Annotated in this window: 24 protein-coding genes; 18 read left to right on the top strand and 6 right to left on the bottom strand. The window is 59.2% G+C overall.

Features of this window, described 5'->3' with window-relative positions; all coding sequences use genetic code 11:
* Window positions 1–218 precede the first annotated feature (218 nt).
* The 5 genes from HB376_RS10775 to HB376_RS10755 all read left to right on the top strand — a co-directional run bounded on the left by HB376_RS10775 (window position 219) and on the right by HB376_RS10755 (window position 4,994).
* Window positions 219–1,334 carry a DUF2817 domain-containing protein gene (locus HB376_RS10775; RefSeq protein WP_213763645.1) on the top strand — a complete coding sequence of 372 codons (1,116 nt, stop codon included), beginning with the start codon at window positions 219–221 and terminating at the stop codon, window positions 1,332–1,334.
* A gap of 106 nt (window positions 1,335–1,440) precedes the next feature.
* Window positions 1,441–2,130, top strand: coding sequence for an ABC transporter permease (locus HB376_RS10770; protein WP_213763644.1), 690 nt, complete (start codon window positions 1,441–1,443; stop codon window positions 2,128–2,130).
* Complete coding sequence (locus HB376_RS10765; RefSeq protein WP_213763643.1) at window positions 2,127–2,840, top strand: histidine ABC transporter permease HisM; 714 nt, start codon at window positions 2,127–2,129, stop codon at window positions 2,838–2,840. The genes HB376_RS10770 and HB376_RS10765 overlap by 4 nt, the downstream gene beginning before the upstream one ends.
* 186 nt (window positions 2,841–3,026) lie before the next feature.
* Window positions 3,027–4,013: an ornithine cyclodeaminase family protein gene (locus HB376_RS10760; protein WP_213763642.1), complete on the top strand. Its 987-nt coding sequence runs from the start codon at window positions 3,027–3,029 to the stop codon at window positions 4,011–4,013.
* Window positions 4,014–4,046: 33 nt separating this feature from the next.
* Window positions 4,047–4,994: a threonine/serine dehydratase gene (locus HB376_RS10755; protein WP_213763641.1), complete on the top strand. Its 948-nt coding sequence runs from the start codon at window positions 4,047–4,049 to the stop codon at window positions 4,992–4,994.
* A 269-nt stretch (window positions 4,995–5,263) separates the two neighbouring features.
* Here HB376_RS10755 and HB376_RS10750 read toward each other — a convergent pair whose 3' ends face one another.
* Window positions 5,264–5,674 (bottom strand): DUF934 domain-containing protein, encoded by a 411-nt coding sequence (locus HB376_RS10750; protein ID WP_213763640.1) that lies wholly within the window; start codon window positions 5,672–5,674, stop codon window positions 5,264–5,266.
* On the bottom strand, window positions 5,671–7,473 hold the full coding sequence (locus HB376_RS10745; RefSeq protein ID WP_213763639.1) for a nitrite/sulfite reductase: 1,803 nt from the start codon (window positions 7,471–7,473) through the stop codon (window positions 5,671–5,673). The genes HB376_RS10750 and HB376_RS10745 overlap by 4 nt, the downstream gene beginning before the upstream one ends.
* Window positions 7,474–7,837: 364 nt before the next feature.
* On the opposite strand from HB376_RS10745, the gene HB376_RS10740 reads away from it, so the two are divergent.
* The gene (locus HB376_RS10740) at window positions 7,838–8,026 is read left to right on the top strand and encodes a DUF2970 domain-containing protein (RefSeq protein WP_213763638.1); all 189 of its coding nucleotides are present in this window, start codon (window positions 7,838–7,840) and stop codon (window positions 8,024–8,026) included.
* A 50-nt stretch (window positions 8,027–8,076) separates the two neighbouring features.
* On the opposite strand, the gene HB376_RS10735 is transcribed toward HB376_RS10740, so the two are convergent.
* On the bottom strand, window positions 8,077–9,504 hold the full coding sequence (locus tag HB376_RS10735) for a PLP-dependent aminotransferase family protein (protein ID WP_213763637.1): 1,428 nt from the start codon (window positions 9,502–9,504) through the stop codon (window positions 8,077–8,079).
* Window positions 9,505–9,712: 208 nt separating this feature from the next.
* On the opposite strand from HB376_RS10735, the gene HB376_RS10730 reads away from it, so the two are divergent.
* The 10 genes from HB376_RS10730 to HB376_RS10685 all read left to right on the top strand — a co-directional run bounded on the left by HB376_RS10730 (window position 9,713) and on the right by HB376_RS10685 (window position 18,820).
* Entirely contained in the window at window positions 9,713–10,954 is a 1,242-nt protein-coding gene (locus tag HB376_RS10730; protein ID WP_218627225.1) for a PLP-dependent aminotransferase family protein, read from the top strand.
* Window positions 10,951–11,283, top strand: a complete 333-nt coding sequence (locus HB376_RS10725) for a dihydrodipicolinate synthase family protein (RefSeq protein WP_213763636.1) — start codon at window positions 10,951–10,953, stop codon at window positions 11,281–11,283. Before HB376_RS10730 ends, HB376_RS10725 begins: the two co-directional genes overlap by 4 nt.
* A 92-nt stretch (window positions 11,284–11,375) precedes the next feature.
* The gene (gene ctaD, locus HB376_RS10720) at window positions 11,376–12,971 is read left to right on the top strand and encodes a cytochrome c oxidase subunit I (RefSeq protein ID WP_213763635.1); all 1,596 of its coding nucleotides are present in this window, start codon (window positions 11,376–11,378) and stop codon (window positions 12,969–12,971) included.
* Between the two features lie 263 nt (window positions 12,972–13,234).
* Window positions 13,235–14,110, top strand: a complete 876-nt coding sequence (gene yghU / locus HB376_RS10715) for a glutathione-dependent disulfide-bond oxidoreductase (RefSeq protein WP_213763634.1) — start codon at window positions 13,235–13,237, stop codon at window positions 14,108–14,110.
* Window positions 14,111–14,307: 197 nt separating this feature from the next.
* Window positions 14,308–15,198 carry an NADPH-dependent oxidoreductase gene (locus tag HB376_RS10710; protein ID WP_213763633.1) on the top strand — a complete coding sequence of 297 codons (891 nt, stop codon included), beginning with the start codon at window positions 14,308–14,310 and terminating at the stop codon, window positions 15,196–15,198.
* 389 nt (window positions 15,199–15,587) lie between these two features.
* Window positions 15,588–15,875 (top strand): DUF1330 domain-containing protein, encoded by a 288-nt coding sequence (locus tag HB376_RS10705; protein ID WP_213763632.1) that lies wholly within the window; start codon window positions 15,588–15,590, stop codon window positions 15,873–15,875.
* A gap of 375 nt (window positions 15,876–16,250) precedes the next feature.
* Entirely contained in the window at window positions 16,251–16,670 is a 420-nt protein-coding gene (locus HB376_RS10700) for a hypothetical protein (protein WP_218627224.1), read from the top strand.
* 147 nt (window positions 16,671–16,817) lie between these two features.
* A complete protein-coding gene (locus tag HB376_RS10695; RefSeq protein ID WP_213763630.1) occupies window positions 16,818–17,645 on the top strand; it encodes an AraC family transcriptional regulator in 828 nt (275 codons plus the stop codon).
* A 98-nt stretch (window positions 17,646–17,743) separates the two neighbouring features.
* The gene (locus tag HB376_RS10690; protein WP_213763629.1) at window positions 17,744–18,169 is read left to right on the top strand and encodes a cupin domain-containing protein; all 426 of its coding nucleotides are present in this window, start codon (window positions 17,744–17,746) and stop codon (window positions 18,167–18,169) included.
* A gap of 378 nt (window positions 18,170–18,547) precedes the next feature.
* Window positions 18,548–18,820 (top strand): transposase domain-containing protein, encoded by a 273-nt coding sequence (locus HB376_RS10685; protein WP_213763628.1) that lies wholly within the window; start codon window positions 18,548–18,550, stop codon window positions 18,818–18,820.
* Window positions 18,821–19,023: 203 nt separating this feature from the next.
* Here HB376_RS10685 and HB376_RS10680 read toward each other — a convergent pair whose 3' ends face one another.
* Both HB376_RS10680 and HB376_RS10675 read right to left on the bottom strand, forming a co-directional pair.
* Complete coding sequence (locus tag HB376_RS10680; RefSeq protein ID WP_213763627.1) at window positions 19,024–19,923, bottom strand: cupin domain-containing protein; 900 nt, start codon at window positions 19,921–19,923, stop codon at window positions 19,024–19,026.
* A 122-nt stretch (window positions 19,924–20,045) separates the two neighbouring features.
* Entirely contained in the window at window positions 20,046–21,335 is a 1,290-nt protein-coding gene (locus HB376_RS10675) for an MFS transporter (RefSeq protein WP_255631272.1), read from the bottom strand.
* Between the two features lie 870 nt (window positions 21,336–22,205).
* On the opposite strand from HB376_RS10675, the gene HB376_RS10670 reads away from it, so the two are divergent.
* The gene (locus HB376_RS10670) at window positions 22,206–22,751 is read left to right on the top strand and encodes an aldehyde dehydrogenase family protein (RefSeq protein ID WP_213763626.1); all 546 of its coding nucleotides are present in this window, start codon (window positions 22,206–22,208) and stop codon (window positions 22,749–22,751) included.
* A 523-nt stretch (window positions 22,752–23,274) separates the two neighbouring features.
* Here HB376_RS10670 and HB376_RS10665 read toward each other — a convergent pair.
* The gene (locus tag HB376_RS10665) at window positions 23,275–24,477 is read right to left on the bottom strand and encodes a porin (protein WP_213763625.1); all 1,203 of its coding nucleotides are present in this window, start codon (window positions 24,475–24,477) and stop codon (window positions 23,275–23,277) included.
* Window positions 24,478–24,688: 211 nt separating this feature from the next.
* Here HB376_RS10665 and HB376_RS10660 point away from each other — a divergent pair, with 211 nt between their 5' ends.
* Complete coding sequence (locus HB376_RS10660; RefSeq protein WP_213763624.1) at window positions 24,689–25,642, top strand: LysR substrate-binding domain-containing protein; 954 nt, start codon at window positions 24,689–24,691, stop codon at window positions 25,640–25,642.
* Window positions 25,643–25,660 lie beyond the last annotated feature (18 nt).

Raw genomic sequence — 25,660 nt, 5'->3', positions numbered from 1 at the left:
CTGCATGCGCCACGCGATTCCACGCGAGTCGCTCAAACAGGTGCGATGGATCGCCCTGTAGCATCGCTGCCCGACTTCTGGGCGCCAACCGGGTTTGCCACACGAATGACGACTCCCTGAGCCGCTTGCCGGCCGGTATGGCCGCAAGCGCAACAGACACGGGACGTAAGAGGTCGATCCACGGTATTGAAGGTTATTTATCTCGACAAGAGGAGCACATGAGGCACGGATTTCCTGTTCAAGCGCATTTCGAAGCGCAGCGAATGCAGTTTCTGGAAGCGGCGAACGCAGCGGGCGCGACGCTGACTTCGTATGTCCATCCCCTCAAGGGGCCGGCTGACGAGACATTGGCGACGGATGTCGCGTGGCTGGGTGCGCCAACCGCGCGCCGTGTCTTGGTGACGATTTCGGGCACCCACGGGGTCGAGGGGTATTACGGCTCCGTCTGCCAGACAGAGTGGCTGCATGAGCTAGCGACGCGCGAGCTTCCGGAAGATGTCGCCGTGCTGATGATTCACTTGATCAACCCGTGGGGCACGGCCTGGGTGAGGCGTGTCAACGAGGACAACATCGACCTGAATCGTAATTACCTTGACTTCGACAACCCGTTGCCCCGTAATTCGCGCTACGAAACGATCCATGAAGTCTATACGTGCCGCGACTTCGACGGCCCCGGGCGGCGCCGTAGCGACGAATTGCTCGCCGCTCATCTGCAGTCACTCGGATGGGCCGAGTATCAGGCGATCGCCGGCGCGGGCCAGTACGCGCACGCCGACGGCCTCTACTACGGTGGTCAGAGACCCGCGTGGTCGAACCGGACGCTGCGTGAAATCGTCGAACGCTTCCTGCGGCCAGCCGAAGCGGCCATCGCATTCGACCTGCATACCGGCGCAGGCGCGTTCGGCCATCCGATGCTACTGGCGATCGCGAGGTCGCGGTATCCAGCGCTGGCTGACGCGGAGGCACTGTACGGCCCGTGGCTATACGAAGTGTTCACCGATCCTGACGCGGCTACGAACCAGACCGGCGTGGTCGCGCGTGCGGTCGGCTATACGTCTCAAGCGTTACTCGAAGCGCTTCCAGACACGCGCCTGATGCAGCTCGTGATCGAATGCGGCACGTATCCCGAGGAGCGCGTGCATACGGCGTTGCGCAACGATCACTGGCTGCATCTGTATGGCGATCCTCGCGACTCGCTCGGCAAACAGATCAGCCGCTCACTGTTCGAGGCATTCGTGCCGGCGGACCCGGATTGGGGCGCCGTTGCGTGGCAGCGAACCCGCAATACGTGGGAGCGTGCGCTCGCTGCATTGAGCGAGAAATCCGGTGCGTGATGACGGGTGGCGTGAATCGATGCAGTCGAGGGCGGCGCGGGCCGAGGTTCAGTTTGGGATGCGCGAATCGGGCGCACGCAACAACAAACAATGAAGGAAGACGGTCATGCTGTTCGAAGGTTATGGTTCGCAGCTACTCGCCGGAACGTACGAAACGCTTGCGCTCGCGTTGCTGGCGCTGGCAGTTTCGTTCGCTCTCGGATTGCTGGGGGCAGCAGCGAAGCTATCGCGGAACCGCGCTTGTAACGTCGCCGGCATGACCTACACGACGCTGATTCGCGCTGTTCCCGACCTTGTGCTCATGCTGCTGCTTTTCTACAGCATTCAGATACAGCTGAACCGGATGACGGACGCGCTGGGGATCGAATCGATCAGTGTCGATCCGTTCGTTTCGGGTGTCATGACCTTGGGCTTCATCTACGGCGCGTACTTTACCGAAACGTTTCGCGGCGCCTTCATGTCGGTTCCTCGTGGGCAGATCGAAGCGGGGTATGCGTGCGGCATGTCGCCGTGGCAGGTATTCAATCGGGTGATGTTTCCCCAGATGATTCGCTTCGCACTGCCAGGTATTGGCAACAACTGGCAAGTGATAGTGAAGGCCACCGCGCTAGTCTCCATCATCGGACTGGTCGACGTTGTAAAGGTTTCGCAGGACGCCGCGAAGAATACCCTGGACTTTTTCTTCTTCGCGGTAACCGCGGGTGCGATCTATCTCGCGATTACGACCGTATCGAACATCGTCCTTGTGTGGCTGGAAAAGCACTATTCGGCGGGCGTGAGGAGAGTGGCGCCGTGATTGAACTGGTACACGAGTATTGGAAAAATTATCTGTACACCGATGGTTACCGGCTCTCGGGATTCGTGGTCACGCTCTGGCTGCTCGTCGCATCGATCTTTCTGAGCTTTTGCCTTGCGGTGCCGCTCGCGGTCGCCAGCACGTCGCGCAACAAGTTCGTTTCGATGCCTGTCCGGCTTTACACCTATGTGTTCCGGGGCACGCCGCTCTATGTGCAATTGCTGCTGTGCTATACCGGACTCTACAGCCTGCAGGCCGTGCGTTCGCACGTGTTGTTCAACGCATTCTTCCGCGATGCGATGAACTGTACGCTGTTGGCCTTCATGCTCAACGAATGCGCCTATACCACGGCCATTTTTGCCGGCGCGATCAAGGCCACTGCACATGGAGAAGTGGAGGCAGCCAAAGCCTTCGGCATGTCGCGCTTCACGCTCTATTCGCGCATCGTGCTGCCATCCGCGCTACGGCGCGCGTTGCCAGCCTACGGCAATGAAGTGATCCTGATGCTGCACGCCACCACGCTCGCCTTCACCGCGACGATACCGGACATCCTGAAAGTGGCGCGCGATGTTAATTCCGCAACCTATGAACCTTTCCAGGCGTTTGGCATTGCTGCGCTGCTCTACGCGGTCATTGCGTTCGCGCTCGTATGGGCGTTCCGGAGACTTGAAAGCCGCTTGCTGTATTTCCTCAAGCCGCAGGGTCGTTGATCGATGATTCCGACACCCATGATCCGCGAGCATTGAAGCATTTGACAGGACGCACGCTTGAATTTTTCCGGTATGCGGCGGACCGATTCAAGCAGGGACGAATAAGCACGGCCTCGTCTTTGGGTTCGAAAGCCCGTTTTGTCTCCCAACAAGCGGTCTTGTTTTCTCGAGAGAAGGAGTATCGAAATGGAGTTGTGTGTGATCGGCCGGGCACTTGTCCGCGAACTGCTGCCGATGGCCGCTTGTATCGCCCTCATGGAGGAGGCGATGCGCGCGACTTCGGCGGGCCAGACGATTCAGCCCCCGCGCTGGATCGTTGGGCTGCCCGGTGACCGGGGGCGCTGCCTTGGCTTCATGCCGGGAGCCGTATCGGACCCGGACTGCTTCGGGGCGAAAGTGACCGCTGTCTATCCCGAGAACGGAGCGCGTGGGATGCAGTCGCATCAGGGCGCGATTTTGCTGTTCGACACCGAGAGCGGCGCGCCGGTCGCGATCGTGCACGGGGGCGAAGTGACCGCGATCCGTACCGCGGCGGCGAGTGGACTTGCCACTCGTCTCCTGGCCCGGCCGGATGCGGACGATCTTGCAATCCTCGGCTACGGAGAGCAGGCGCTGCAGCATCTGCGGGCGATGTCGATCGTCAGGCCGCTCAGACGGGTACGCGTCTGGGGTCGCTCGCGTGAGCGGGCCGAGATGTTCGTGCGTGAGGCAATGCAATTCGTCGATGCATCGTTCGAAGTCGTTTCCACGGTCAAGGCCGCAGTAGCCGGCGCCAGTCTGATCTGCACGGTGACGGCCGCGCTCGAGCCCATTCTCGAAGGCCAGTGGATCACGCCGGGCGCGCATCTGAACGTGGTCGGTTCCAGTGTCGCGACTGCTCGGGAAATCGATAGCGACGCGGTCGCGATGTCGCGTTTTTTCGTCGACTACAAGCCTTCCACGATTCTGCAAGGCGGGGAATTCCTGGCGGCGCAGGAGGACGGCCGCGTCACGCACGAGCACATCGCCGGCGAGATTGGCGAGGTTCTGCTGGGCCGAAAATCGGGCAGGCTTGCGGATCACGAGATCACCCTCTACAAGTCGCTCGGCATCCCGGTTCAGGACCTGATCTGCGCGCGGCATTTGTATCTGGAAGCGGGGAGACGAAATCTCGGCGCCCGCATGGAATTTTGATGCAACTTGACCTTAACCAAGGAGAACCATTTCATGCTTTCGATTGACGAGATTATGAAGGCAAGGACGGCCATTGCCCCGTACATACACCAGACGCCGCTATGGCATTCCCAGGCCCTTTCCCGGCTAGCGGGACGCGACATCTACCTCAAGGCCGAACTCTTCCAGAAGACCGGATCGTACAAGCCACGCGGCATGCTGTGGGCGCTCATGTCGCTGTCGGACGAGCAGCGCGCTGCGGGTGTCATTACGTTTTCTGCCGGCAACGCGGCGCAAGGATTGGCTTATGCAGGGTCGATCCTCGGCATCCGGACGGTTGTCGTGATGGCCGCGATGGCGAATCCGACCAAGGTGCATGCAACCAGGGAATACGGAGCAGAGGTTATCCTGCACGGCACCCCGCAGGAAGCTGCCCAGCATTGTCTTGACGTCGCCGCTGCGCGCGGGTTGAGCTATATCTCGTCTTATGATGACGACGTGCTGATGACCGGGCACGCGTCCCTCGGCTGCGAGATTTTCGAAGCTGTTCCAGATGTTGCCGGGATCTTCGTTGGCATTGGTGGCGGGGGGATGGCGGGCGGTCTCGCGAAAGCGGCGCTGGCGCTTGAGCACAATGCGGCCCTCATTGGTGTCGAACCCACGGGCGCGCCGGCGATGTACGAAAGCCTGAAGACTGGCAGCGCGGTCCGACTACCGACGGTGCGCACGATAGCCGATGGCCTCGCGGCTCCGAGTGCCGGCGTAGCCTGTTTCGAGCTGGTGCGCCGGCGCTTCACTGACGTCGTGCTGGTGGAGGACGATCAGATCATCGATGCGATGAAGTTACTGATGCAACGCTGCAAGCTAATGCCGGAACCGGCTGGCGCCGCCGCGGTTGCCGGGTTGCTCGCACATGCCGGCAAGGTAACGCTGCCCGGGCCGATCGTATGCATTGTCTCCGGCGGCAATGTCGATCTGGCGCTCCTCAAGCAATGGCTCTAATACCCTCCGGCGATTCGATGCCAGCTCTTGCCGTGGCCTGAATGCTCAGACATCTCGGCTTCCAGGGAAAGACAAGAACTGCCATGACTGACAGGACGGAAGACAGCCGCACAGCGAGACGTGATGCGGGCGAGCATTGCGTGATTGGCTCATGAGAGCCAATCCAATACGAAGATTGCGCAGGAACCGGGCGTGTCCGTGCAAACGGTCGGCCCGCGCGCATCACGCAGGAAACGCGACTGCAGTTTGATCGCGCGGCCTCGCTTGCTTTAGTTTTCCTGAGCATTACGACGAAGTGCCGTCGTTTCATTCAAGACATCACTTTGGTAGAACGCAGGGAACCGCTCGAATTGACGCTGGGCGTCGGCGGGATCCACGCCTTCTTTCAATACCGCGCTGGAGAACCCCGTGCGTTCCATCTGAATGAGCTGGTCGATCAGGACATCGCCGGTCGCTCTCACATCACCTTTGAAACCGAGCCGGCGGCGAAGCAGATACGCCTGGCTATAAGCACGCCCGTCGGTGAAGTGAGGGAAGTGCAGTTCGATACGTCCGACCCCGTCAAGTCGGCCTTTCAACGTCAAGGGATCTTCGTCATTGGCGAGCGATACAACCCGTTGGCCTGAGTCCAGCGAATGCTCTAGCGTTGTAAGAAGCCTGATGTGCGCGGTATCCGTCATGCGACTCGCTCCCCGCTCGTGCGCACATTGTTTGCGGCCGCCTTGAAGGGATCGAGTCCAACGCGCCTTACCGTCTCGATGAAGTGCTCTTGCCTTATGCCGGCGCTTTGCCTGATGGCCAGGTAGGTCGTCAGGACCGACTCGATGACTTCGGGCACTTCCGGCGCTGAAAAAGACGGCCCGATCACTTTGCCCGGTTGCGCGGCACCGCTCGTGGCTGAGCCGTCCGATCCGCCGAGCGTGACCTGATACCATTCCTTGCCGTCCTTATCGACGCCGAGAATACCGATATGGCCGCTATGATGATGACCGCACGAGTTGATGCAGCCACTGATATGAAGATCGATTGGGCCGATGTCATTGAGTTCGTCGAGATCCTGATAACGCTCGGTGATTGCTTCGGCGACCGGGATTGAGCGTGCGTTCGCCAAGGCGCAAAAGTCGCCCCCGGGACAGGCGATCATGTCGGTGAGCAGATGCACATTCGCGCTTGCCAGTCCCGCGTTGCGTGCTGCTTCCCAAAGCGCGAACAGGTCGTCGACATGGACCCACGGGAGCACGAGGTTCTGCGTATGCGTGACCCGCGCTTCGCCTGCGGAAAAGCGATCGCAGAGTCCCGCCACCAGTTCGAGTTGATCCGCCGAGGCGTCGCCTGGCGCCTGAAGCAGCCGCTTGAACGAGAGCGTGACGATGCGCATCGACGGGTCTTTATGCAGGGCGACGTTACGCTGCAGCCAGCGTTCAAACAGCGGGTGTTGTGCGGCTTTTTCCTTTAGCGTATCAAGAGCGTCCCCGGATCTGGCATGCACGCGTTCCACGAACCGCTCTGGCAGTGTCGGCGGCAGAAAGGACGCGCTTACGCGGTCTAATTCGCCTTGCGGGATGGTATGCGGGCCGCCATCGTGTTCCACGATCTGGCGAAATTCCTCCTCCACATCATCGATATAACGCTGGCCCTCGGCCTTCACCAGAATCTTGATGCGTGCCTTGTACTTGTTGTCGCGACGGCCATACCGGTTGTAGACGCGCACGACCGCCTCGATGTAATTCATGATCTGGTTCCACGGCAGGAACTCACGCAGCACGGTTCCAATGACAGGCGTGCGGCCCATGCCGCCTCCGACTGAAATACGAAAGCCCAATTCCCCTGCATCGTTGCGCAGTAAATGGAGGCCTACGTCGTGCCAGTCCGTGGCAGCACGGTCTTCGATCGCGCCGGTAATGGCGATCTTGAACTTGCGCGGCAGGAATGCGAATTCAGGGTGCAGCGTCGTCCATTGGCGCATGATTTCCGCAAAGGGCCGGGGATCGGCGACCTCATCGGGTGCAACGCCTGCCCGTTCATCGCAAGAGATATTGCGGATGCAATTGCCGCTGGTCTGGATGCCGTGCATGTCCACGCTTGCCAGGAGGTCCATCACGTCGGCCGCCTTTGACAGCGGGATCCAGTTGAACTGGACATTCGTGCGCGTGGTGAAATGAGCGTAGTGGGTGGGCAGACGAACGGTGCCGAGCTTTCGTTGCGCCTCTGATGCGAGCCGATATACCTCCGCTTCGGGTTCATCGTACTCACGGGCTACCCGGGCGAGCACGCGAAGCTGGCCGCTTGATAATTCGCCGTACGGCACGGCCACGCGCAACATCGGCGCATGGCGCTGGACATACCAGCCGTTCTGCAGGCGCAGGGGACGGAAATCATCTTCACTCAGCTTGCCGGTCTGCCACCGCTCGATCTGGTCGCGGAATTGCGCAGCTCGACCGCGCACGAAGGTTCTGTCGAAATCGGTGTATTGGTACATTGTCAGGACGATCTTGCGACCCAGTCGATTGGAGCCGATGGGACCGCGTTGATGTTTTCAGTGGTTTTCAGTGGTTTTCAGTGGCAGCGCGAGGAGCAACAGGGGTGCTCATGAGCCGGCCTTTACGTAAATCGCCCTGACCCAGGGCCGTGCCTCAAGGTAAGGGAGTCACGCGCCCGGTACAAGAAGCAGATGGCGCCGGATACAGGGCAGCAGATCGCGGCGGGAATGAATTTCGAAGATCGGATTAATTTGACTGCTGCCATAAAACTTCGCCCAACTGCTGCTGTTTCCCGCGCCTCGACCCCTCTATGATGGAATCAATGAAAATGTTTTGCCGTTGATCAACAGCGAGAGGTGAGTCATGACTTTTCTGAGAATGCTGAGAATCGTACTGTGGAGCTTTTTTGGCGTCCGCAAAGGGGCGTCGCATCAAGCCGATATAGCGGCGATAAAACTGCCATTGCTACCGGTGGTGGCAATCGGACTGGCTGGGGGTTTTGGTGCGATTCTATTCTGTCTTGCACGGCTTGCGACAGCCGTGGCGCACTGAGTTTTTTGACTGCAACAGACCACTTCTGGTTTCCGCCGGCTAGAGCAGCCTCACAATTTGGCACGCACCGACGGCCGCGCAAGTAACTCGCCCAGTACGCGAATAGCGTCGTCGATCCTGGGACTCCACGGATGACCAAAGTTAAGCCGCACATAATGCTCGAATGCGTGCGTGGCAGAAAAGATCGGGCCCGGGGCAAGACTGATGCCTTGTTCGATTGCAAGGCGGTGCAGTTCCATTGCGTCGATCGCTTCGGGAAGTTCGAGCCAGAGAAAATACCCGCCGCTCGGATGCGTGCGACGCACCCCGAGGGGTAGCCAGCGCCGGATAGCGTTATCCATTTCCCCGAGTTGCTGGCTCAATGCGGCGCGCAATTTTCGAAGGTGCTTGTCGTAGCCCCCATGCTGAAGATAGTCGGCCATACCGGCCTGTACCGGAATGCTGGCCGACAGCGTCGTCATCAATTTCAGCCGCTGGACTTTGTCGGTGAACCGTCCTGCCGATGTCCACCCGATTCTGTACCCCGGCGCGAGCGTCTTCGAAAACGAACTGCAGTGCATCACGAGTCCGTGTTTATCGAACGCCAATGCCGGCAACGGATACTCGGGCTGAAAGTGCAACTCGCCGTAGACGTCGTCTTCGATCAACGGTACTTCGTGCTGCGCGAGCAATTCGACGAGGGCCTTTTTCTTCTCAAGCGAGAGCGTCACCCCGGTCGGGTTTTGAAAGTTCGTCATGAACCAGCACGCGCGGATTGGATGCTTCTTCAAGGCGTCGGCGAGTGCGTCGAGATCGAGGCCGGTCACCGGATCGACCGGAATTTCGACGGCCCGCAAGTCCAGCCGTTCAATGGCCTGAAGCGCGGCGTAGAAACCGGGAGACTCGACGGCGACCACGTCGCCAGGCCGGGTGACCGCCATCAGGCACAGGTTCAATGCCTCCAGCGCGCCGTTGGTAATGACGATCTCCTCGATGGGCTGCGATATACCCATGCCCATGTAACGCATGGCGATCTGGCGGCGCAGGTGTTCATTGCCCGGTGGCAAATCGACCACGGTGCTCCACGGGCTGAGCAGCCGCGAGGCTTGTGCGAGCGACTTCGCAAGACGCGGTAGCGGGAAAAGAAGAGGGGAAGGGAAGGCGGAACCCAGCGGCACGATGCCCGGCGTTTTTGCCGCGTCCAGCACGGAAAACACCAGGTCACTGATGTCGACCTTGCGCGATTCGGCAAGGGCCGCCGTACGAGGCGTTCGTGCGGCGGTGACACTCGCGCCGGGCGCCACGTAATAACCGGAGCGTTCCTGCGCGCGCACCAGGCCCCATTCCTCAAGCAGGTAGTACGCACGAAACACCGTGGATTGACTCACGCCGTGTTGCGCGATGATCTGGCGCAGCGAGGGCATGCGCGAGCCGACCGCGATGCTGCCCGAGCGAATTTCAGCCGCCATTGCGTTGGCCAGTATTTCGTATCTGTTCATCGGCTCTCAATGTCCCTGCGTTTGTTCCTGCGCTTGTTCCTACACCACCCAACTGCTTCGTTAAAAAATCGTCATCTGCTGCTATGGCAATGCCTGCCATTTTCTTATGCTTCGTATCAGAAGGAAAGCGTCGTCGCGTGACGCCATTGTGGCTGATTGTCCGCCGTCCCCAATCATTTTGTACGCGGTTATTGGAAGCTAGCTCGAATTGACTATCGAAACTTCATCGTATGCGAGTGCGACCCGTCGCGTTCAACCATCGGCTATTCGCGAGTTGTTTTCGTTGTTGTCCAGACCCGATGTCATTTCGCTCGCCGGCGGTTTCCCAAGCCCCGCCGCACTCGATCTGAACGGGCTGCGCGGCGCCACCGAGCGTGCACTTATCTCGTCGCTTGCGACTGCGTTTCAGTATGGCAATAGCGAAGGGTATGAGCCGCTCAGGGAATTGATTGCCCAGCGTGCGAAGACGAAGGGCATGAAGCTCGACGCATCGGATCTTCTCATTACCACGGGGTCTCAACAGGCGATCGATCTGATCACACGCGTGCTGATAGATCCCGGTGACCGGGTAGTGGTTGAGGCACCGACCTATCTGGGCGCGCTGCAAGCCTTCCAGTTTCAAGGCGCTGACGTGCTGCCCGTGCTGACCGATCACGAAGGGGTGAGGGTGGACGAATTGGAAGCGATGCTCGTGCGGCATCGGCCAAAGTTGCTGTATCTGATTCCGAACTTTGCCAATCCGACGGGCTATGTGATGTCTTTACGGCGCCGCAAGCAGGTGCTGGCGCTGGCGAAGACTCACCGTTTTTTCATTGTCGAAGACGATGCCTACGGGGAGCTTTATTTCCATGAACCCCCTCCGCCGTCGCTATTTGCGCTGGCCAATGACGAAGAGCGTCAATGGGTAGTTCATCTGGCGAGCTTTTCGAAAATACTTGCGCCCGGGCTTCGGCTCGCATGGCTCTCAGCGCCATCGGAACTCTTGCGCCATGTGGTCGTCGCGAAGCAACTGGGCGACACCCACGCCTCGACTCTGTCGCAACTTGTTGCCTTCCACTACCTGAATGCGGGGTCGCTCGAGCCTTCGCTCAGCCGCATGCGGCGCTTCTATGAAAATCAGGCCCGCGCAATGCAGCGCGCGATCAAGGCGGAACTGAGCGGTACGCCATTCAATGCGATGCATCCCGAGGGCGGCATGTTCTATTGGGCCGATCTTCCGTTTGTGGACACAACGGCCATGCTGCGCAACGCGATAGATGAGCACGGCGTGGCTTACGTGCCCGGCGCACCGTTTTACGCCGGGCATCCAGAGCGCACGCGTTTGCGGTTGTCGTTTGCCAGTGCATCGGTCGAGCAGATTGGCGAGGGCATCCGGCGTCTCGCACGCTGTATCCGGTGGGAGCGCGTTGAGGCATCGAATCAGATTACGCGGGCGGAGCAATTGCCATGACAGACGCGTCATTGTTGCAGGGATCAATCGTGGCGTTGCTCACGCCGATGACCGCCGATGAGAAGATCGATTTCCCCGCACTCGAACGGCTCATCGATCGCCATGTGGACGCGGGTACGAGCGCGATCGTGGTTGCGTCGACAACAGGGGAAGGGCCAACGCTCACGTTCAAAGCCGACACGAATCCTCTCCCGGCGAAGTGGCTCGCGCACCGGATCGGATGGGTGAATGCGACGCTGCGCTTGCCGCTTGTCATTCCCCCGGAACTCTCTCGCCGTCTTTCCGGCAGCGATGCGCTCGTCGCTTGTGCAGCGTTGCTTGGTCGCTAGCGCCAACATTCAAATCAACACGAATAGTCGGGTTCAGCGTCTATTTGCAAAGCACTCCCGATTGTTTAGCCAACTCTGGATCATGAATAAAAATGAGTGATATGACCTCCGATACCGTTGTTGAACACCACGATTCTCACGATATTCCCGTCGGTTGGCGTCGATGGTTATTCGCGACCAATCACAAGGACATTGGCACGCTATATCTCCTGCTCTCGATCACCAACCTGATGATCGGTGGTGTGATGGCGCTGATGATTCGCGCGGAATTATTCGAGCCCGGTCTCCAGATCATGCGGCCGGAGTTCTTCAACCAGTTGTCGACCGAGCATGGGCTCATCATGATCTTCGGGGCGGTCATGCCCGCTTTCGTCGGCCTCGCCAACTGGATGATTCCGCTGCAGATCGGGGCATCCGACATGGCGTTCGCCCGGATGAACAATTTGAGCTTCTGGCTCCTGCCTGTGTCCAGCGTGTTGTTGATCGGCTCGTTCTGGGTACCCGGCGGCGCGCCGGCCGCAGGGTGGACCATGTATGCGCCGCTTTCCACGCAGATGGGACCCGGGATGGACCTGTCGATCTTCGCCATTCATCTGGCCGGCGCGTCCTCGATCATGGGCGCAATCAATATCATCGTAACGATCCTCAACATGCGTGCGCCCGGCATGACCTTGATGAAGATGCCGATGTTCGCGTGGACATGGCTCATTACCGCGTTTTTGCTGATCGCAATCATGCCCGTGCTGGCTGGCGCGGTGACCATGCTGCTGTTTGACCGGCACTTCGGCACGTCGTTTTTCAACGCGGCGGGCGGCGGCGATCCGGTCCTGTACCAGCACATTTTCTGGTTCTTCGGTCACCCCGAGGTCTACGTCATGATCCTGCCGGGCTTCGGGATGGTGTCTCAAGTGATTCCGGCGTTCTCCCGCAAGCCGTTGTTCGGCTATGCCTCGATGGTGTATGCCACATCATCCATCGGCATTCTCTCCTTCATGGTCTGGGCGCATCATATGTTCGTGACGGGCATGCCCGTGACCGGCCAACTGTTCTTCATGTACGCAACCATGACGATCGCTGTCCCGACTGGCGTGAAGGTGTTCAACTGGATCGCAACGATGTGGCGCGGTTCGCTCACCTTCGAAACGCCCATGCTCTTTGCGATGGGGTTTATCTTTGTGTTTGTCGTAGGGGGACTGACCGGCGTGACGCTCGCCATGGCGCCGTTGAATGTGGCCTTGCATGGCACCTACTACATCATTGCGCACTTTCACTATGTGATGGTGGCGGGTTCGCTCTTTAGTATCTTTGCCGGCTGGTACTACTGGGTGCCGAAATGGACCGGCTACATGTATAACGAACTGCGCGGGAAGATTCATTTCTGGGGATCGATGATCTTCTTCAACGTCACGTTCTTTCCGATGCATTTCCTGGGACTGGCCGGCATGCCGCGACGCTATGCCGACTACCCCGCGCAGTTCACGGACTTCAACCAGATCGCGACGATCGGTGCATTCGGTTTCGGTCTTTTGCAGGTCTACTTCCTGTTCTGGGTAGCGTTGCCTACCTACCGAGGGACCGGGCAGGTACGGGCCGACGCGAAGCCGTGGGACGGTGCCGAAGGTCTGGAGTGGACATTGCCTAGCCCCGTGCCGTTTCATTCTTTTGAAACACCTCCTCATGTTGAATAACGCTGGTAAAAGGCGCATGGGCGGAAAGGAGGTTTTGTCGCAGTAAGGACCCAAGCGCCAACGAGATCGATATGCCTGGCACTGGTTATGCTGCCGATGAGCAAAATCGGCCAGCGATTGGCCGATGGGTTCCGGGAGCGCAATTCGTCGGTCCTTTGGCGATCGTACGCACCCTGGCGGCAGGGCGTGGCGGGCACATCTCTCGTCAATTTGTTAATCTCGCATCGAGATACCTATCATCCATGACGCTAGGAGCATTGAGCATGAGCAATTCGTCCGATTACGAGCCGCCGAAAGTTTGGACCTGGAACAAGGATAGCGGCGGCCGCTTCGCGAACATCAACCGCCCGATCGCGGGGCCGACGCACGACAAAGACCTGCCCGTTGGCCGCCATCCTCTCCAGCTCTACTCGTTGGCAACACCGAACGGCGTGAAGGTCACGGTGATGCTTGAGGAACTGTTGGCGCTCGGGCACAGCGGCGCGGAGTACGACGCCTGGTTGATCAAGATCGGCGAGGGTGAACAGTTCGGTAGCGGCTTCGTGGCGGTGAATCCGAATTCCAAGATTCCCGCGCTGCTGGATCGCAGCGGCCCGAAGCCGATCCGGGTCTTCGAGTCCGGCGCGATTCTGCTATACCTTGCCGAAAAATTCGGGGCTTTTCTGCCGACCGAGGCCGGCGCGCGCGCCGAGTGCCTGTCATGGCTGTTCTGGCAGATGGGAAGCGCACCCTATCTGGGCGGAGGCTTCGGCCATTTCTATGCCTACGCCCCGACGAAGATCGAATATGCGATCGACCGGTTCGCGATGGAAACGAAGCGTCAGCTCGACGTGCTCGACAAGCAACTCGCGGTCAACGAATACCTGGCGGGCAGTGAGTACACCATCGCCGACATGGCCGTCTGGCCCTGGTATGGTGGCTTGGCAAAGGGCTGGCTTTACGGGGCGGCCGAGTTTCTGGCGGTGCAGGACTACAAGCATGTTCAACGCTGGGCGGATGCGATCGGGGAACGCCCGGCCGCGCGGCGTGGACGCATGGTTAACCGCGTATTTGGGGAGCTTTCAAGTCAATTGCATGAGCGCCATGACGCCGCCGACTTCGAAACCAACACGCAGGACAAGCTGACCGCGCAGAAATAGCCGCCCCTTGTGGTGGCATTGGGTTGTCCCGTCGGGCTGACGAGCGCCGAGGGCTGTTAGCAGCGGTTCCCGCAAGCGCGAGCCTGATTCATAAGAGGGCAGACCTGCGCGCTGCGTCTGCTGCGGTGGCGCGATGGTGATATCGTCGCCTGCTGTGATTGTTCCCACCACCGAACTTTTGACGAGAAAGGCTGAACATGAGTGAGCCGATTACTGAGTCTATTACTGAGCCCATTACGACGAGCGATGACGTACCGGACGCCGGAACTCTGCATGCGCTGCTACGCGACCGCTACGGCGCTTCGTGGTTGCCGACGCCCAATGCGACGGATACGCCCGTTAGCGATGTGATCGAAACCTTGCTGAGCCACCGGTCGGTGCGTGCCTATTCGGACCAGCCGCTGCCGGCCGATGTTCTTCAGACGGTCCTGGCTGCGGCACAGTCCGCGGCCAGTTCGTCGAACCTGCAGGCGTGGAGCGTGGTGGCCGTACGCGATGCCGCCCGCAAGCAGCGCCTTTCCGTTTGCGCGGGCAATCAGAAGCACGTGGCGGCGGCGCCCCTGCTGCTGGTGTTTATCGCGGACCTGTCGCGTCTGCGCCGTATCTCCGATGCTGGCGGGACGAATGCTGGTGGTCTCGACTATCTCGAAGCTTTCCTTGTCGCGGTGGCCGATGCGGCTTTCGCGGCGCAAAATGCGGTCGTGGCGCTCGAATCGCTGGGCCTGGGCTGCTGCTATATCGGGGGCATGCGCAACAAGCCGGAGGACGTTGCAGCGGAATTGGGGTTGCCGCCCGAAGCGTTTGCGGTGTTCGGGCTGACCATCGGCTATCCGGACCCCGCGGTCAAGACGGACATCAAGCCGCGCTTGCCTCAGCGCGTGATCATGCATCTGGAGCGCTATCAGCAGGAATCCGTTGAAGCGCTGGCGGACTATGATGCATCGATGAACGCGTTCCAGCGCCTGCAGCAGTTGCCTGAACTGGACTGGACCGCGCAGGCCTCAAGCCGCATGCGGGGTCCCGAGGCGCTATCCGGGCGTGATCGGCTCGTGAGCGCCTTGCGGACGCTCGGGTTCGGACTGAAATAGATCGGAAAGACCCAGGAGAACGACAGTACGAGTCAGCAGCGTGAGCAGTTCGGAATTCTGTGACCGGTGCCATTGCTGATACCGGTAGAGCGGTTCGATCGCTCCAGCCGCTGACTCATAATCGCGGCGCCTTCGCAGCGGCGAGGTTATGGCTGGCCTTCGCATTTCGCTTCGATACCGGGATGGTTCGGACACTTTCCCGGGCGGTACATCGCCCTGCAAAAACCTGATTTTACGGGTACCATCGCCTCGCGAATGCCCGCGTACGAGGATCGGGTGGTTCTCCGTTCACGTGATGACCCGACACCTGCGCGGACAGCGTACCGGATGCGCCTGCGGTTTCGTGGCATCATCGTGTGCACCTTCTTACCGCTGCAGGAGCGCACGCCATGGCGACTTATATTGTCTTCACACGAGAAAGCACGCAGGATCAGGGCGAACTCGACATCTATCAAAGCAAGGTCGGGGAGACCTTCAAAGGTCATCCGGTCAAGATTCTTGCCGCCTACGGACCTCAGCAGGTGCTCGAGGGTGACGCGCCGGAGGGCGTCGTGATCGTGGAATTTCCGTCCACGGCCGCCGCCCGGGCGTGGTATGACAGTCCGGCCTATCAGGACGTCGCGCAGCACCGCTTCAAGGGGGCGCGCTATCGCGCTGTTCTCGTCGAAGGCGTATGACGAAAGCCGGCGACGATTGAGCCCGTCTTTGCGCCGCATGCTCCAGACGAGTGTGCAGTGAAGATTTGTGATGAACGATCGAAGGGCAAGCACGCAAAAAGACAGCTTTGCGAACGGTCAGGCCGTGCCGTATTTCCCCTACGGCCGACAATGCCTCCTCACGGAACTCGACCGCGACGCACGAGGCGGTCGCGCGTACGCAAAACGCGACGATTGGCGGCATCGGCCAGGTGTGGACATGCCTGCGCCTTGGCCTTGGATTACTTCGGGCGAGCGCGTGGACTCGCGTGAACTTGAAGAAAAGATAGCTCTCGTCAACCTACAGGTAGGGTAGTTGTGGATATTTTTTACTATTGGAAGAACTACGCGTCGGATATGAAAGAAGGGCGCGTAGGAACGCTGGGTTCAGAGGGTGACAAGCTGGAAGAATTGAAGCAGCGGCTCCCTCGAAAAGTTTGGACTTTCGTGACCCCCAAAGGCATGAAGGGCAAGCTTCAGGTGGTGGGTTCATTTCTTATCACCGAGACGAAACCTGATACGTTTGTCCCGAAGTGGAAGCACAACCTGTTCTACGATGCTGCGTCGCCAAAGTCTGTTCTCTACACCAATGCGGCAACATCTGAGCGCATCAAGGAGGTGAGCGACTACTTCAACAACCGGTTCAATTCGGCCGTTCGCTCAAATTTTCAGGGTGACAGGGGAGTGATAGAGATGGAAGCAGATGTCGTGCGCGGCTTCGAAAAGCTCGTGCAGGGCTATGAGACCGTCCAGTTCATGGAAGGTCTGAGCAAGTAGGGCATCGCTCAGACACTTGCCGCGTATGGGCTGTGCGTTTCCGACCTTAAACCAGTTCGGGTAGCGGCTGCGCACCGTACCGCGCCTGAGCGCCCGTGCCGCAGCGCGACACCTCAGGCAGCCTCAGGCCATCCAGGGCCTTACATCATGAACCGACAAGCACACGTCTCATGTCCCGACTGGGTGCGGCGCGCCGAGCCCATAGAAGGTGTCGAGCGCATCGAAGCGTGGTTTCACGGCAAGGCGTATGCCATGCATCGCCACGATACCTATGCGATTGGCCGCACGCTCGCCGGCGTCCAGAGTTTCAGCTATCGGCGCAGCCAGCGAAACAGCCTGCCCGGCAACACGATCGTGCTGCACCCCGATGAGGCTCACGACGGTCAGGCGGGCACCGACGAAGGGTTCCAGTACCGGATGATCTACATTGAACCGGCGCTCTTTCAGGAAGTCCTCGGCGGACGCGCGCTGCCGTTCCTGGAGGGTGGCGTGACGACCGATCCGCGCCTTGCGGCGGCCACTGCGAGATTGCTGCAACACGTGGGTTATACGCTCGAACCGCTCGAACAGGGCGACGCGCTCGCCGAACTGGCGCACGCGCTTGCCGCCGTTGCCGGCACACCCGTACGACGCTCGAAAGGCGACTTCCTCGCGGCGCGGCGCGCACGCGACTATCTGCACGCGAACTGCGCGCGCGTCGTTACGCTTGACGAACTCGAAGCGGCGACGGGCCGCGATCGCTGGAGCCTCTCGCACGACTTTCGCACGTTCTATGGCACGAGCCCATACCGTTATCTGACAATGCGGCGCCTAGATGCAGTGCGCCGCATGCTGCTCGCTGGCACCTCGCTCGCTCAGGCCGCGGCGGCTGCGGGTTTTGCTGACCAGAGCCACATGACGCGACACTTCTCGACCACATTCGGACTGACGCCGGGGCGCTGGCTCCGTGTCGCCGGCGGTGTCCAGCGCGGCTAAAACACCCACGATCGTTCAATACGGCCGCAAGGAGCATGCGTATCCTCGACGCATTGGCCCTTTATTGGCCCTTTATTGCCCCTTCAACGGAGAGAACGATGTCCCAATCCTCGAACCCCACCACTACGCCCGCCGAGCGCGGCCAGTGTCAGACCATCGACCTGGCGGGCAAGATCGCGCAGATCAATAAGCACTGGCAACCGCGCGTCGTCGCTGAAATGAACGACTATCAGTTCAAGGTCGTGAAGGTCGAAGGCGAGTTCCCGTGGCACCGGCATGCCGATACCGACGAAACGTTTGTTGTGCTCGAAGGCGAGTTGCGTATCGACGTTCGCGGGGGGCCTTCGGGCGACGATACGATCGTCCTGCGCGCCGGTCAGATGGCCGTGGTGCCGAAGGGCATCGAGCATAGGCCCCGTGCCAACGCAGAAGTGAAGATGCTGCTGATTGAGCCGAGAGGCGTGGTGAACACGGGCGATGGCGCGAAGGGCGAGCGTACTGTCGAGAACGACCAGTGGATTTAAAGGCGGCCCCTGGCGTATGCCGGTTGAGATGTTGTTAGAGCGGGCGAGTCTGCGGAGGTGCGATTGTCGTCGATTTGAGCGCGTCAGTTCCACGCCTCCTTCAGGCCGGCTTTTGCCTGTCACTCACCTGCGCCGTTCCCGAACATCTGACCGTCTGCCTAGTCCGTGACGGCGGCCTTTCTCTGGATGATAGCCTCCTTAGTAAAATATAAAATACCCGTCATACTCGGCTTAAACGCATCGGAGCCTGCATTCAGTGGAAGCTTCGATGTTGCAATACGGCGGGATGTACCGAACGGCGGCCAATTTCAGTCGTGACCGTTGTTTCGAGAATCAAATATCGTGATTGCGAGTCCGTCCCTACTCCGCCGTTCGGGCATGAGGACCACTGAGCAGTTTGTTACTGAGACCTGGCTAACGAGCGAAAACCGTCCACGCGACTGGGAAGCCTGGCTTGAAGCGGCGGGTCAACCCACGCTTCGGGCGAGTCGAACCTCACGGTTCGTTTCGCCGCAGGATTACGGGTTTCGGAACTTGTCGGAATGCGGCGTTGCGTGGATCGAGCCCTACGCGTGGCTCAAGCGAACGCTTGAGCAATTGCCGTCTTATTCCGTCAATCGCGTGCATGAGCTCTTGCCGCTCGCCCGTTAAAACACCTCTAAGCATGGACATTCTCGACTCGCTTCGGCAGGCACCCAGTGCCGAGCTATATTGCCTCTATCTCGCTGTCGGAAAAATGCTTGATGATCCCCGACGTATTCTCGAAATACGTCAACGCCTGCATGTGGAGATGGTCGTCAACTAGGGAATTGGCCCATACACATTTCCGTTCGGGTTCCAAGGACGCCGACAACTCATGAAGGCGTTGGTGTGTCGACTATGGCGAATCCCATCGTACGGCAATGGTAATAAAACCCCCCGTCCTGCACGATAAGCAGTAAAGCATTCCCGGGAGATTCGTTGTGGTGAGAGTGCGATGCACCGCCTGGCGTGACGAAGGTGGCAAACCTGGACCAATGCACCGTATTACCGTTGACAATCGAATAACAGGACTCTCCTTCCAATACGAGCGAGATCGCAACTGAGTTGTGTCTATGTGGAATCTGGGAGGTCCCGGCAGCGACCGAATTCAACGCCAACGTCAAACTTGGCGTGATAGTTCCATACTTCGACGACTCCGACGCAAGCATGATCGCCATCGATTTCATGCCATTTTTCATTTCAAGCTTTTTTGCGTCGGCCAACGCCCGATGCATGGCCGCTTTGGGGTAATGCGTAGGCTGGATACGGGATTTGTCGATCGGCGGCGGAAGGGCGCCTTCGTAGGCGAGTTGCGGTTCGTTAGTGCATTGCCATAAGACGGCATTCGCTTTGCCCTCCGCCCAATGCGTCTCCTCGCCCCCGCCAGGCAGTAGAAAAACGTCGCCGCTTTGCCAGCGTATCTGCTCATCACCCCAGGTCGTTACGCCTGCGCCCTGGATGACGTAAAAGATCTCGGATGTCGCGCCGCTCTTCAGCACGAGCGGTGTTCCCGGTTTCAACCTGACGTAGGAAGCAAGCAAAAGCGGGGCCGTTGCTTCGACGTCACCGCCGATGACCGACTTCATATCGCAAGGAATACGTACCGAATCGTCATGCTCGAGGAGTGCCTCGTCGCGCTCCCGGCTGAAGATATGAGCAGGCACCTGCGGGCGCCCCAGGTTGAATCCTTCATCAAGGGTAAGGTATCGGCTTCTATCGACGTATGTTGTCATGGGTTCTCACGGCATTTTGGCGAGATGCAATGTTATGGGTCGACTCTCGAAGCCCGTTCACTCTACGGGAGCGTCATTATTGGTGCTCGTCTTGCGTTGAACGAACGGGCTGCTCGCGAAAATCAAGCAACATGTGGCGTACAAACCCGTCCTGCACTCGCCGTCATTGGCTGACGGGTCATGGTCAATGTAACGACCGCGCCAACCAGGAGGAGAAATCCGGCTATCCCGAACGCCCAGTCATAGCTGCCCGTCATTGCAATGACATAGCCTGTGGCAATGGGTGCGACCAGACCGAAGACATTGCCTCCCAGTACTATGAATGCCGTGGCTTTCCCAACATCGCCCGGGTTGGGAAGAAGGTCGTTCAACAACGCGTAGTTCAGGGCGGAAGTAGACGCGTTGCCGGTCAGCGTAACGCAGAAGATCAGCAGCAGTGCGCTGATGCTCGATGTGAATGGCACAGCAAAAATCGCCATGCCGGCGATTAACGCCAGGGCGACAGCATTTCTGCGGCGACCTGAATTTACCCCGCTTTTCTTGAGATAACGATCGCTCAGGGTGCCGATCAGGATGCAGCCAACCACCGCCGTACCGTAGGGCACGGCCGAGAACGCACCTGTCTTCAGGATACTCATGTGACGGGTTGCCTGAAGATAGCTCGGCAGCCAGGTCAAGAGCAGATATTGCGTGTACGCATTGCATCCTTGCGCAATCGCCAGTCCCCAGAGCGTTCGGGTACGCAGTAGCGACCGGAATCCCGCCATTTCAGTTTCGCTGGCTACGACAGTTCTCGGGCCTTGCTCATCCAGTATCTTTGCACGTTCGTCCGCCTTGAGCCATCGTACCTTTTCGGGCAAATCGAAGAACACGAGCCATGCCGCAAGCCATACGAAACCGATGCCGCTGGCGACGATGAACGAGGCCCGCCATCCATACAGAGCGATCAATGAGCCGAGCATGATCGAGCAGAAGGCCGGCCCGGAATACGAGCCGCCGGTGAAGAGCGATGTCATGATGCCGCGCTCCTTCACCGGGATCCACTGACGTATCACCTTCGCCCCGATCGGGTTGCTCGTCGATTCTCCCGCTCCCATGATCAGCCGTGAAGCGAAGAGGGTGACAATGCTGGTGGACAGGCCTGTCAACGCAGTCGCGAGAGACCAGACAAATACCCCCCAAGCCGCCATCCGCTTCGCACCGAAACGGTCGATCATGATTCCCATCGGCAGGAGCAACAGGGCGTAGCTCCAGATGAAGGAAGAAAAGAGGTACCCCATGGCAATTGAAGACAGATGGAATTCCTTGGCCAACGGAGTGGCGGCCATCGACAGAGCAACGCGATCCATGTAGTTGATCATCGCGAGCGTAAACAAGAATACAGCGATCCAACCCCGGCGAAACGACATCATGATTTCCAGTTGGTTGACGGCGAAATTGTTGCCGCCGGAAGGGGCAAGTGACGAAGCGTCCGAGCGTTAACGCTTTGGCGAGGATGGCCTTGTCGAAGCCCGTAGGCGATATGGACATTGTATGGGGACCGTGTAATTCGTGATCCATGCCGCATCGTCATTGTCCGGTCAGGCAAGGTCGTGGCCCGCTGCATGAGCGAGGCATTCGCGTCGGAATGCGTAGGCCAGAGAAAGCATGAATTTTCCAATTAGATATCCTTTGTATTGATGTGGCCGCACTCATCGGCCACATTCATCGGCCACATTCATCGGCCACATTCATCGGCCGCACTCGGTGTGCGCATTTGACCCGCGTCATAACGCTGTGGAAGCTGCGGCGATCGCTTCGCTAGCCGCAGCAATGCACAGCTTTTTTTGCTGGTGGAATTGCAGCCGACTTTACGTGTGGGTTCAAGGCATGTCAATTTGTGAAAACAGCAGGTACGGCACTTTTGCCGGTGCCAATAAGTCCGCCTTTCAGCGGGATTTCCGGCCGCTGCGGTCGCGGCGATTTTTTGCAAAGGCATGCCGGCTAAGGAGATGCCAGCCGTCCGGGCCAAGGGAGCGAACCCGTGGCCTTCGTCATTGCTGACTCGCAGGCATGACTGTTCGGATTTCGGAAGGGTAATACGTGGAGGCATTCCGATCGGACAGGCCTCTTGATGTCGGAATGCAGGTGAAGAGAGGATCTCAAGATATTAATGAACAGGTGTCATCTCTGTTCGGATTTCACCCGGCGCAATCGCTGCGCGACTGCAAGCTATAGTTGGCGCAGTCAGTTATCTCTCGTCTTATTCAACGATCGCACCGCTCACTTCCAGGATGATGAACATGTTCACCTTGCAACTCTTGATCAATGGCAAATGGCGAAACTCGAGCAATGGGGAGACGGCCAGGATCGTCAACCCGGCAACCGAACAGGTTGAAGGCGAGTTCCACGTCGCTCAGGATCAGGACCTCGATGAAGCGGCCGAGGTAGCGGTAGCGGGATTTGAAAAATGGCGCCGGGTTTCGGCACTCGCTCGCGGCGCAGTGTTGCGCAAGTCTGCGCAACTCATGCGTGAGCGCGCCGCGAGCATCGCGGAATCGATCACGCGGGAAAACGGCAAAACCTTGCAGGAGGCCACGATGGAGGTGACTTCCGCGGCGGACTATCTCGACTGGTTCGCGGAGGAGTCCCGCCGTGCGTTCGGCCGGATCATTCCGGCACGCGCCCCCGGTGTGCGGCAGATGGTAACGAAAGAGCCGATTGGGCCCGTGCTCGCGTTGGACTCAGTACGAAAGGCCGGACGATACAAACCGCATCTTGTTGTCCTGGTTCGACGATCAGAATCGTCGGCCACTGAATGGGGATTCGTCGACCGAAGAATTCATTAGGACTTCTCCAAATTCCTCACGAACGTCGGCTTCAGAGACCTAGTTGAAGCTTGGCCTTGGAACAGAGCCGGTACAGCGATGAGCGAGATCACCGAAGGGATCGAGCGAATAAGCGGTTTAGTCGGAAAGATGGCACTCGTGTCTACAGTTCAGGCAGCGAGTTCGAACATGGCAACTAGCCGGACAGGCAACTGGGCGATATACCGCAGCAAGACGCGGTGCTCGTCATGACGTTGGTTATCGAAACGGTTCATTGCAAGGCGGTTGCCGGAATTGGAGTGTCAGCATTCCTAATGCGCGAAGCTGCTTGCAACCGGGGAATGCTTCGAGGGCCTAGCGAAAACGCTGATTTCAATTTGCATTTATTTTAAATAAAGTACAATTTATCCGTGCGCCAGCTCAATCGATCTGCAGGTAACGCTTCAGTGAGGTGCCGAACTCTTATCGAGCAGTCCGTGTTCGGCTCCGGTGGGACGTAGAAGATACCGGAGGAATCTTCTACGCGCGTATCCGTCAAATCGGGTCAGAAACGGTGACGCACGCCGAACACGATGGCGGTTTGGACGTCGCTCGACGAGTTGGACAGGTTCGGAATGGCCGCAACTGCCGCCTTGCCGGTGGAGTCCACGCCGCTCGCGTGCTGGTGGATGCCGACAAGGTACAGGTCGGTTCGCTTCGACAGCAGGTAGTTCGCTGCGAGGTTGAACTGGCTATACGACGCGCCCGAAATCGTCCCGATCGAGCTGCCGCGCGTATAGCTGTACGCGGCGCCAAGTTGCAGGAACGGGGTCACCAGGTAGGCGAGATTGATTTCGCCGATATTGAACGTCGCCGTGCCGGAGAGGTGACCTGGATTCAGGCCGGCCCCGGAGACGGATCCGACGTTCTGGAACTGTACATTGCTATATACGCCGCCGATCGTTGCATTGCCAATCCGGTATGCGCCGCCTGCGGTGATCAGTTGCCACGCGCCGGCTGACAGATAGCCGCTGTATACCGGCGTCGATGCGTTGATTGCACTCGTCGAAGTCGCTGTGTTGGCGCTCGGGTTTGTACCGAAGAGCGAATAGTTCGGATCTTTGGCCTTCTCGAACGCTGCGCCGAGTGCAAGCGGGCCATTCGCGTAGCCGGCGGCGAACCCGTACAACTGGTTGCGCGTGAAATCGCCAGCCTGGCCGCCAAAGCTGTACAGCCCCTCGGCCGACAGGCCACGATAACTGGGGCTCGTGTACTTGACTGTGTTGTTGATGCGGAACGAGTTGTCGAGGTTGTCCATATCACCCGGGTGTGCGCCATAGATGCTCCCCCATTCGGTAGCGGTGACTTCACCATAGGCATTGCCAGATTCAAAGCCGCTCACGTAGTCTCCGGCGGGATCGTATTGGCGACCAGCTGTCAGCGTACCGTAGGCCGCGCTCGACAAGCCAACGTAGGCCTTCCGCCCGAAGAGCGCGCCGCCCTGGCCGAGCGTGCCGTTCGCGGGGCTAAAGCCTCCCTCGAGGCGAAAGATCGCATTGAGTCCGCCACCGAGATCTTCGATGCCCCGCATGCCCCAGCGCGAGCCCTCGAGGTTACCGGCGGTCATTGAATACTGTGAACTGCCCTTCGCATTGGAGCTGTACGTGAGACCGTCGTCGATCAAGCCGTAAAGCGTCACGCTGCTTTGCGCATGCGCCACTCCGACGAGCGAGGCGAGCGCGGCGATCATGGGGAGCGTTTTTTTCATCTTTGATTCCTCTGTGGTAGTAATTGTCGCCAACCGATTCACGTATATATATGAAGGATTGCAAATTATTCTAGTTAGCCGTTTTTTGATCAGGAAGACCGCTTCGTGGCATCGCGATCTAAAACAGGGATCATGAAGACGCATTTGATTAACGCGTGACGGTTCGTCGAACCGTTGATGTGACGGAATAACCTGAAGAGCAGGTATCGAGATGACGTTGAGCCAGTTGAGGGCGTTTTGTGCAGTGGTAGATCAGGGGAGCTTCAGGGCGGCAGCTCGGGCGCTCGATGTCGCGCAGAGTGCGCTGACCCGTGCTATTCAGACTCTGGAAGCAGAGTTTGCGGTGCCGCTGGTGAACCGCACGCCTCGCGGCATTAGCTTGACGCCGTTCGGCGAACAGTTGCGGGGGCGCGCGCGATCGATCCTTGCCGATTGCGACCGTGTCGGCCACGACATGCGCCTGTTGCAGGGCGAGCCGAGCGGCAACATCGCGGTGGGCCTGACAACCGAACCTCTTTCGGAGCTCCTGTCCCCCGTATTGACCCGGTTCGCTGCCCGGTTTCCTCGGGTGTCGGTCCACGTGTCGAGCGGCTCGACACAAACGCTGATACACAAGGTGCGCGACGGTCAGCTCGACTTCGCATTGTGCCCAATCGCACCCCATGTCACGGACATCGACCTGTCTATCGAGCGGCTGTATCAGTCGGTGCCGGCGATCATCGCGCGCCGTGCCCATCCGAAAGCGCGTGCAACGTCGATTCGCGAACTTGCCGATTGCAAATGGGTCGGTTTCAGGACCGACGGCATCACCGGCGGCTCGGCGAACCGTTTGTTCAGCGTGTTCGCGACGCTCGACCTGACGCCGCCGAAGATCACCATCACGGCTGACTCGCTGCTGGAGTCGCTGCATCTGGTATTGTCAACCGACTACCTGATGCTCGGGCCGAAGGTGCTGACCGAACAGGATCTGTTCGCAGGCTCGGTGACCGCGGTGCCGGTGCGCGAACGTTTCAGCCAGCGCGACGTGTGCTTCGTCCGCCGCCACGCGTCATCGCCCACGCTTGTCGCGCAGGAACTGGCCGGCATGCTGGTCTCATATTCGCGCATGCAGAGGCGACCGGTCGCTGCCGGTCTTACGGACGGCGAGGTCACCGCCCGGCGTTAGAAGACGGGCCCTGCCGTC

It is taken from the genome of Caballeronia sp. dw_19 (assembly GCF_018449515.1).
Classification (GTDB): Bacteria; Pseudomonadota; Gammaproteobacteria; order Burkholderiales; family Burkholderiaceae; genus Caballeronia.
Note: the sequence above shows the minus strand (reverse complement) of the source record. Positions and strands in the feature narration are given on the sequence as shown.

Excerpts from the sequence above, each read along its gene's own strand:
- HB376_RS10775 (WP_213763645.1), top strand. The coding sequence starts at position 219 with ATGAGGCACGGATTTCCTGTTCAAGCGCATTTCGAAGCGCAGCGAATG.
- HB376_RS10770 (WP_213763644.1), top strand. The coding sequence starts at position 1,441 with ATGCTGTTCGAAGGTTATGGTTCGCAGCTACTCGCCGGAACGTACGAA.
- HB376_RS10760 (WP_213763642.1), top strand. The coding sequence starts at position 3,027 with ATGGAGTTGTGTGTGATCGGCCGGGCACTTGTCCGCGAACTGCTGCCG.
- HB376_RS10755 (WP_213763641.1), top strand. The coding sequence starts at position 4,047 with ATGCTTTCGATTGACGAGATTATGAAGGCAAGGACGGCCATTGCCCCG.
- HB376_RS10750 (WP_213763640.1), bottom strand. The coding sequence starts at position 5,674 with ATGACGGATACCGCGCACATCAGGCTTCTTACAACGCTAGAGCATTCG.
- HB376_RS10745 (WP_213763639.1), bottom strand. The coding sequence starts at position 7,473 with ATGTACCAATACACCGATTTCGACAGAACCTTCGTGCGCGGTCGAGCT.
- HB376_RS10740 (WP_213763638.1), top strand. The coding sequence starts at position 7,838 with ATGACTTTTCTGAGAATGCTGAGAATCGTACTGTGGAGCTTTTTTGGC.
- HB376_RS10735 (WP_213763637.1), bottom strand. The coding sequence starts at position 9,504 with ATGAACAGATACGAAATACTGGCCAACGCAATGGCGGCTGAAATTCGC.
- HB376_RS10725 (WP_213763636.1), top strand. The coding sequence starts at position 10,951 with ATGACAGACGCGTCATTGTTGCAGGGATCAATCGTGGCGTTGCTCACG.
- ctaD (WP_213763635.1), top strand. The coding sequence starts at position 11,376 with ATGAGTGATATGACCTCCGATACCGTTGTTGAACACCACGATTCTCAC.
- yghU (WP_213763634.1), top strand. The coding sequence starts at position 13,235 with ATGAGCAATTCGTCCGATTACGAGCCGCCGAAAGTTTGGACCTGGAAC.
- HB376_RS10710 (WP_213763633.1), top strand. The coding sequence starts at position 14,308 with ATGAGTGAGCCGATTACTGAGTCTATTACTGAGCCCATTACGACGAGC.
- HB376_RS10705 (WP_213763632.1), top strand. The coding sequence starts at position 15,588 with ATGGCGACTTATATTGTCTTCACACGAGAAAGCACGCAGGATCAGGGC.
- HB376_RS10700 (WP_218627224.1), top strand. The coding sequence starts at position 16,251 with ATGAAAGAAGGGCGCGTAGGAACGCTGGGTTCAGAGGGTGACAAGCTG.
- HB376_RS10695 (WP_213763630.1), top strand. The coding sequence starts at position 16,818 with ATGAACCGACAAGCACACGTCTCATGTCCCGACTGGGTGCGGCGCGCC.
- HB376_RS10690 (WP_213763629.1), top strand. The coding sequence starts at position 17,744 with ATGTCCCAATCCTCGAACCCCACCACTACGCCCGCCGAGCGCGGCCAG.
- HB376_RS10685 (WP_213763628.1), top strand. The coding sequence starts at position 18,548 with ATGAGGACCACTGAGCAGTTTGTTACTGAGACCTGGCTAACGAGCGAA.
- HB376_RS10680 (WP_213763627.1), bottom strand. The coding sequence starts at position 19,923 with ATGACAACATACGTCGATAGAAGCCGATACCTTACCCTTGATGAAGGA.
- HB376_RS10675 (WP_255631272.1), bottom strand. The coding sequence starts at position 21,335 with ATGATGTCGTTTCGCCGGGGTTGGATCGCTGTATTCTTGTTTACGCTC.
- HB376_RS10670 (WP_213763626.1), top strand. The coding sequence starts at position 22,206 with ATGTTCACCTTGCAACTCTTGATCAATGGCAAATGGCGAAACTCGAGC.
- HB376_RS10665 (WP_213763625.1), bottom strand. The coding sequence starts at position 24,477 with ATGAAAAAAACGCTCCCCATGATCGCCGCGCTCGCCTCGCTCGTCGGA.
- HB376_RS10660 (WP_213763624.1), top strand. The coding sequence starts at position 24,689 with ATGACGTTGAGCCAGTTGAGGGCGTTTTGTGCAGTGGTAGATCAGGGG.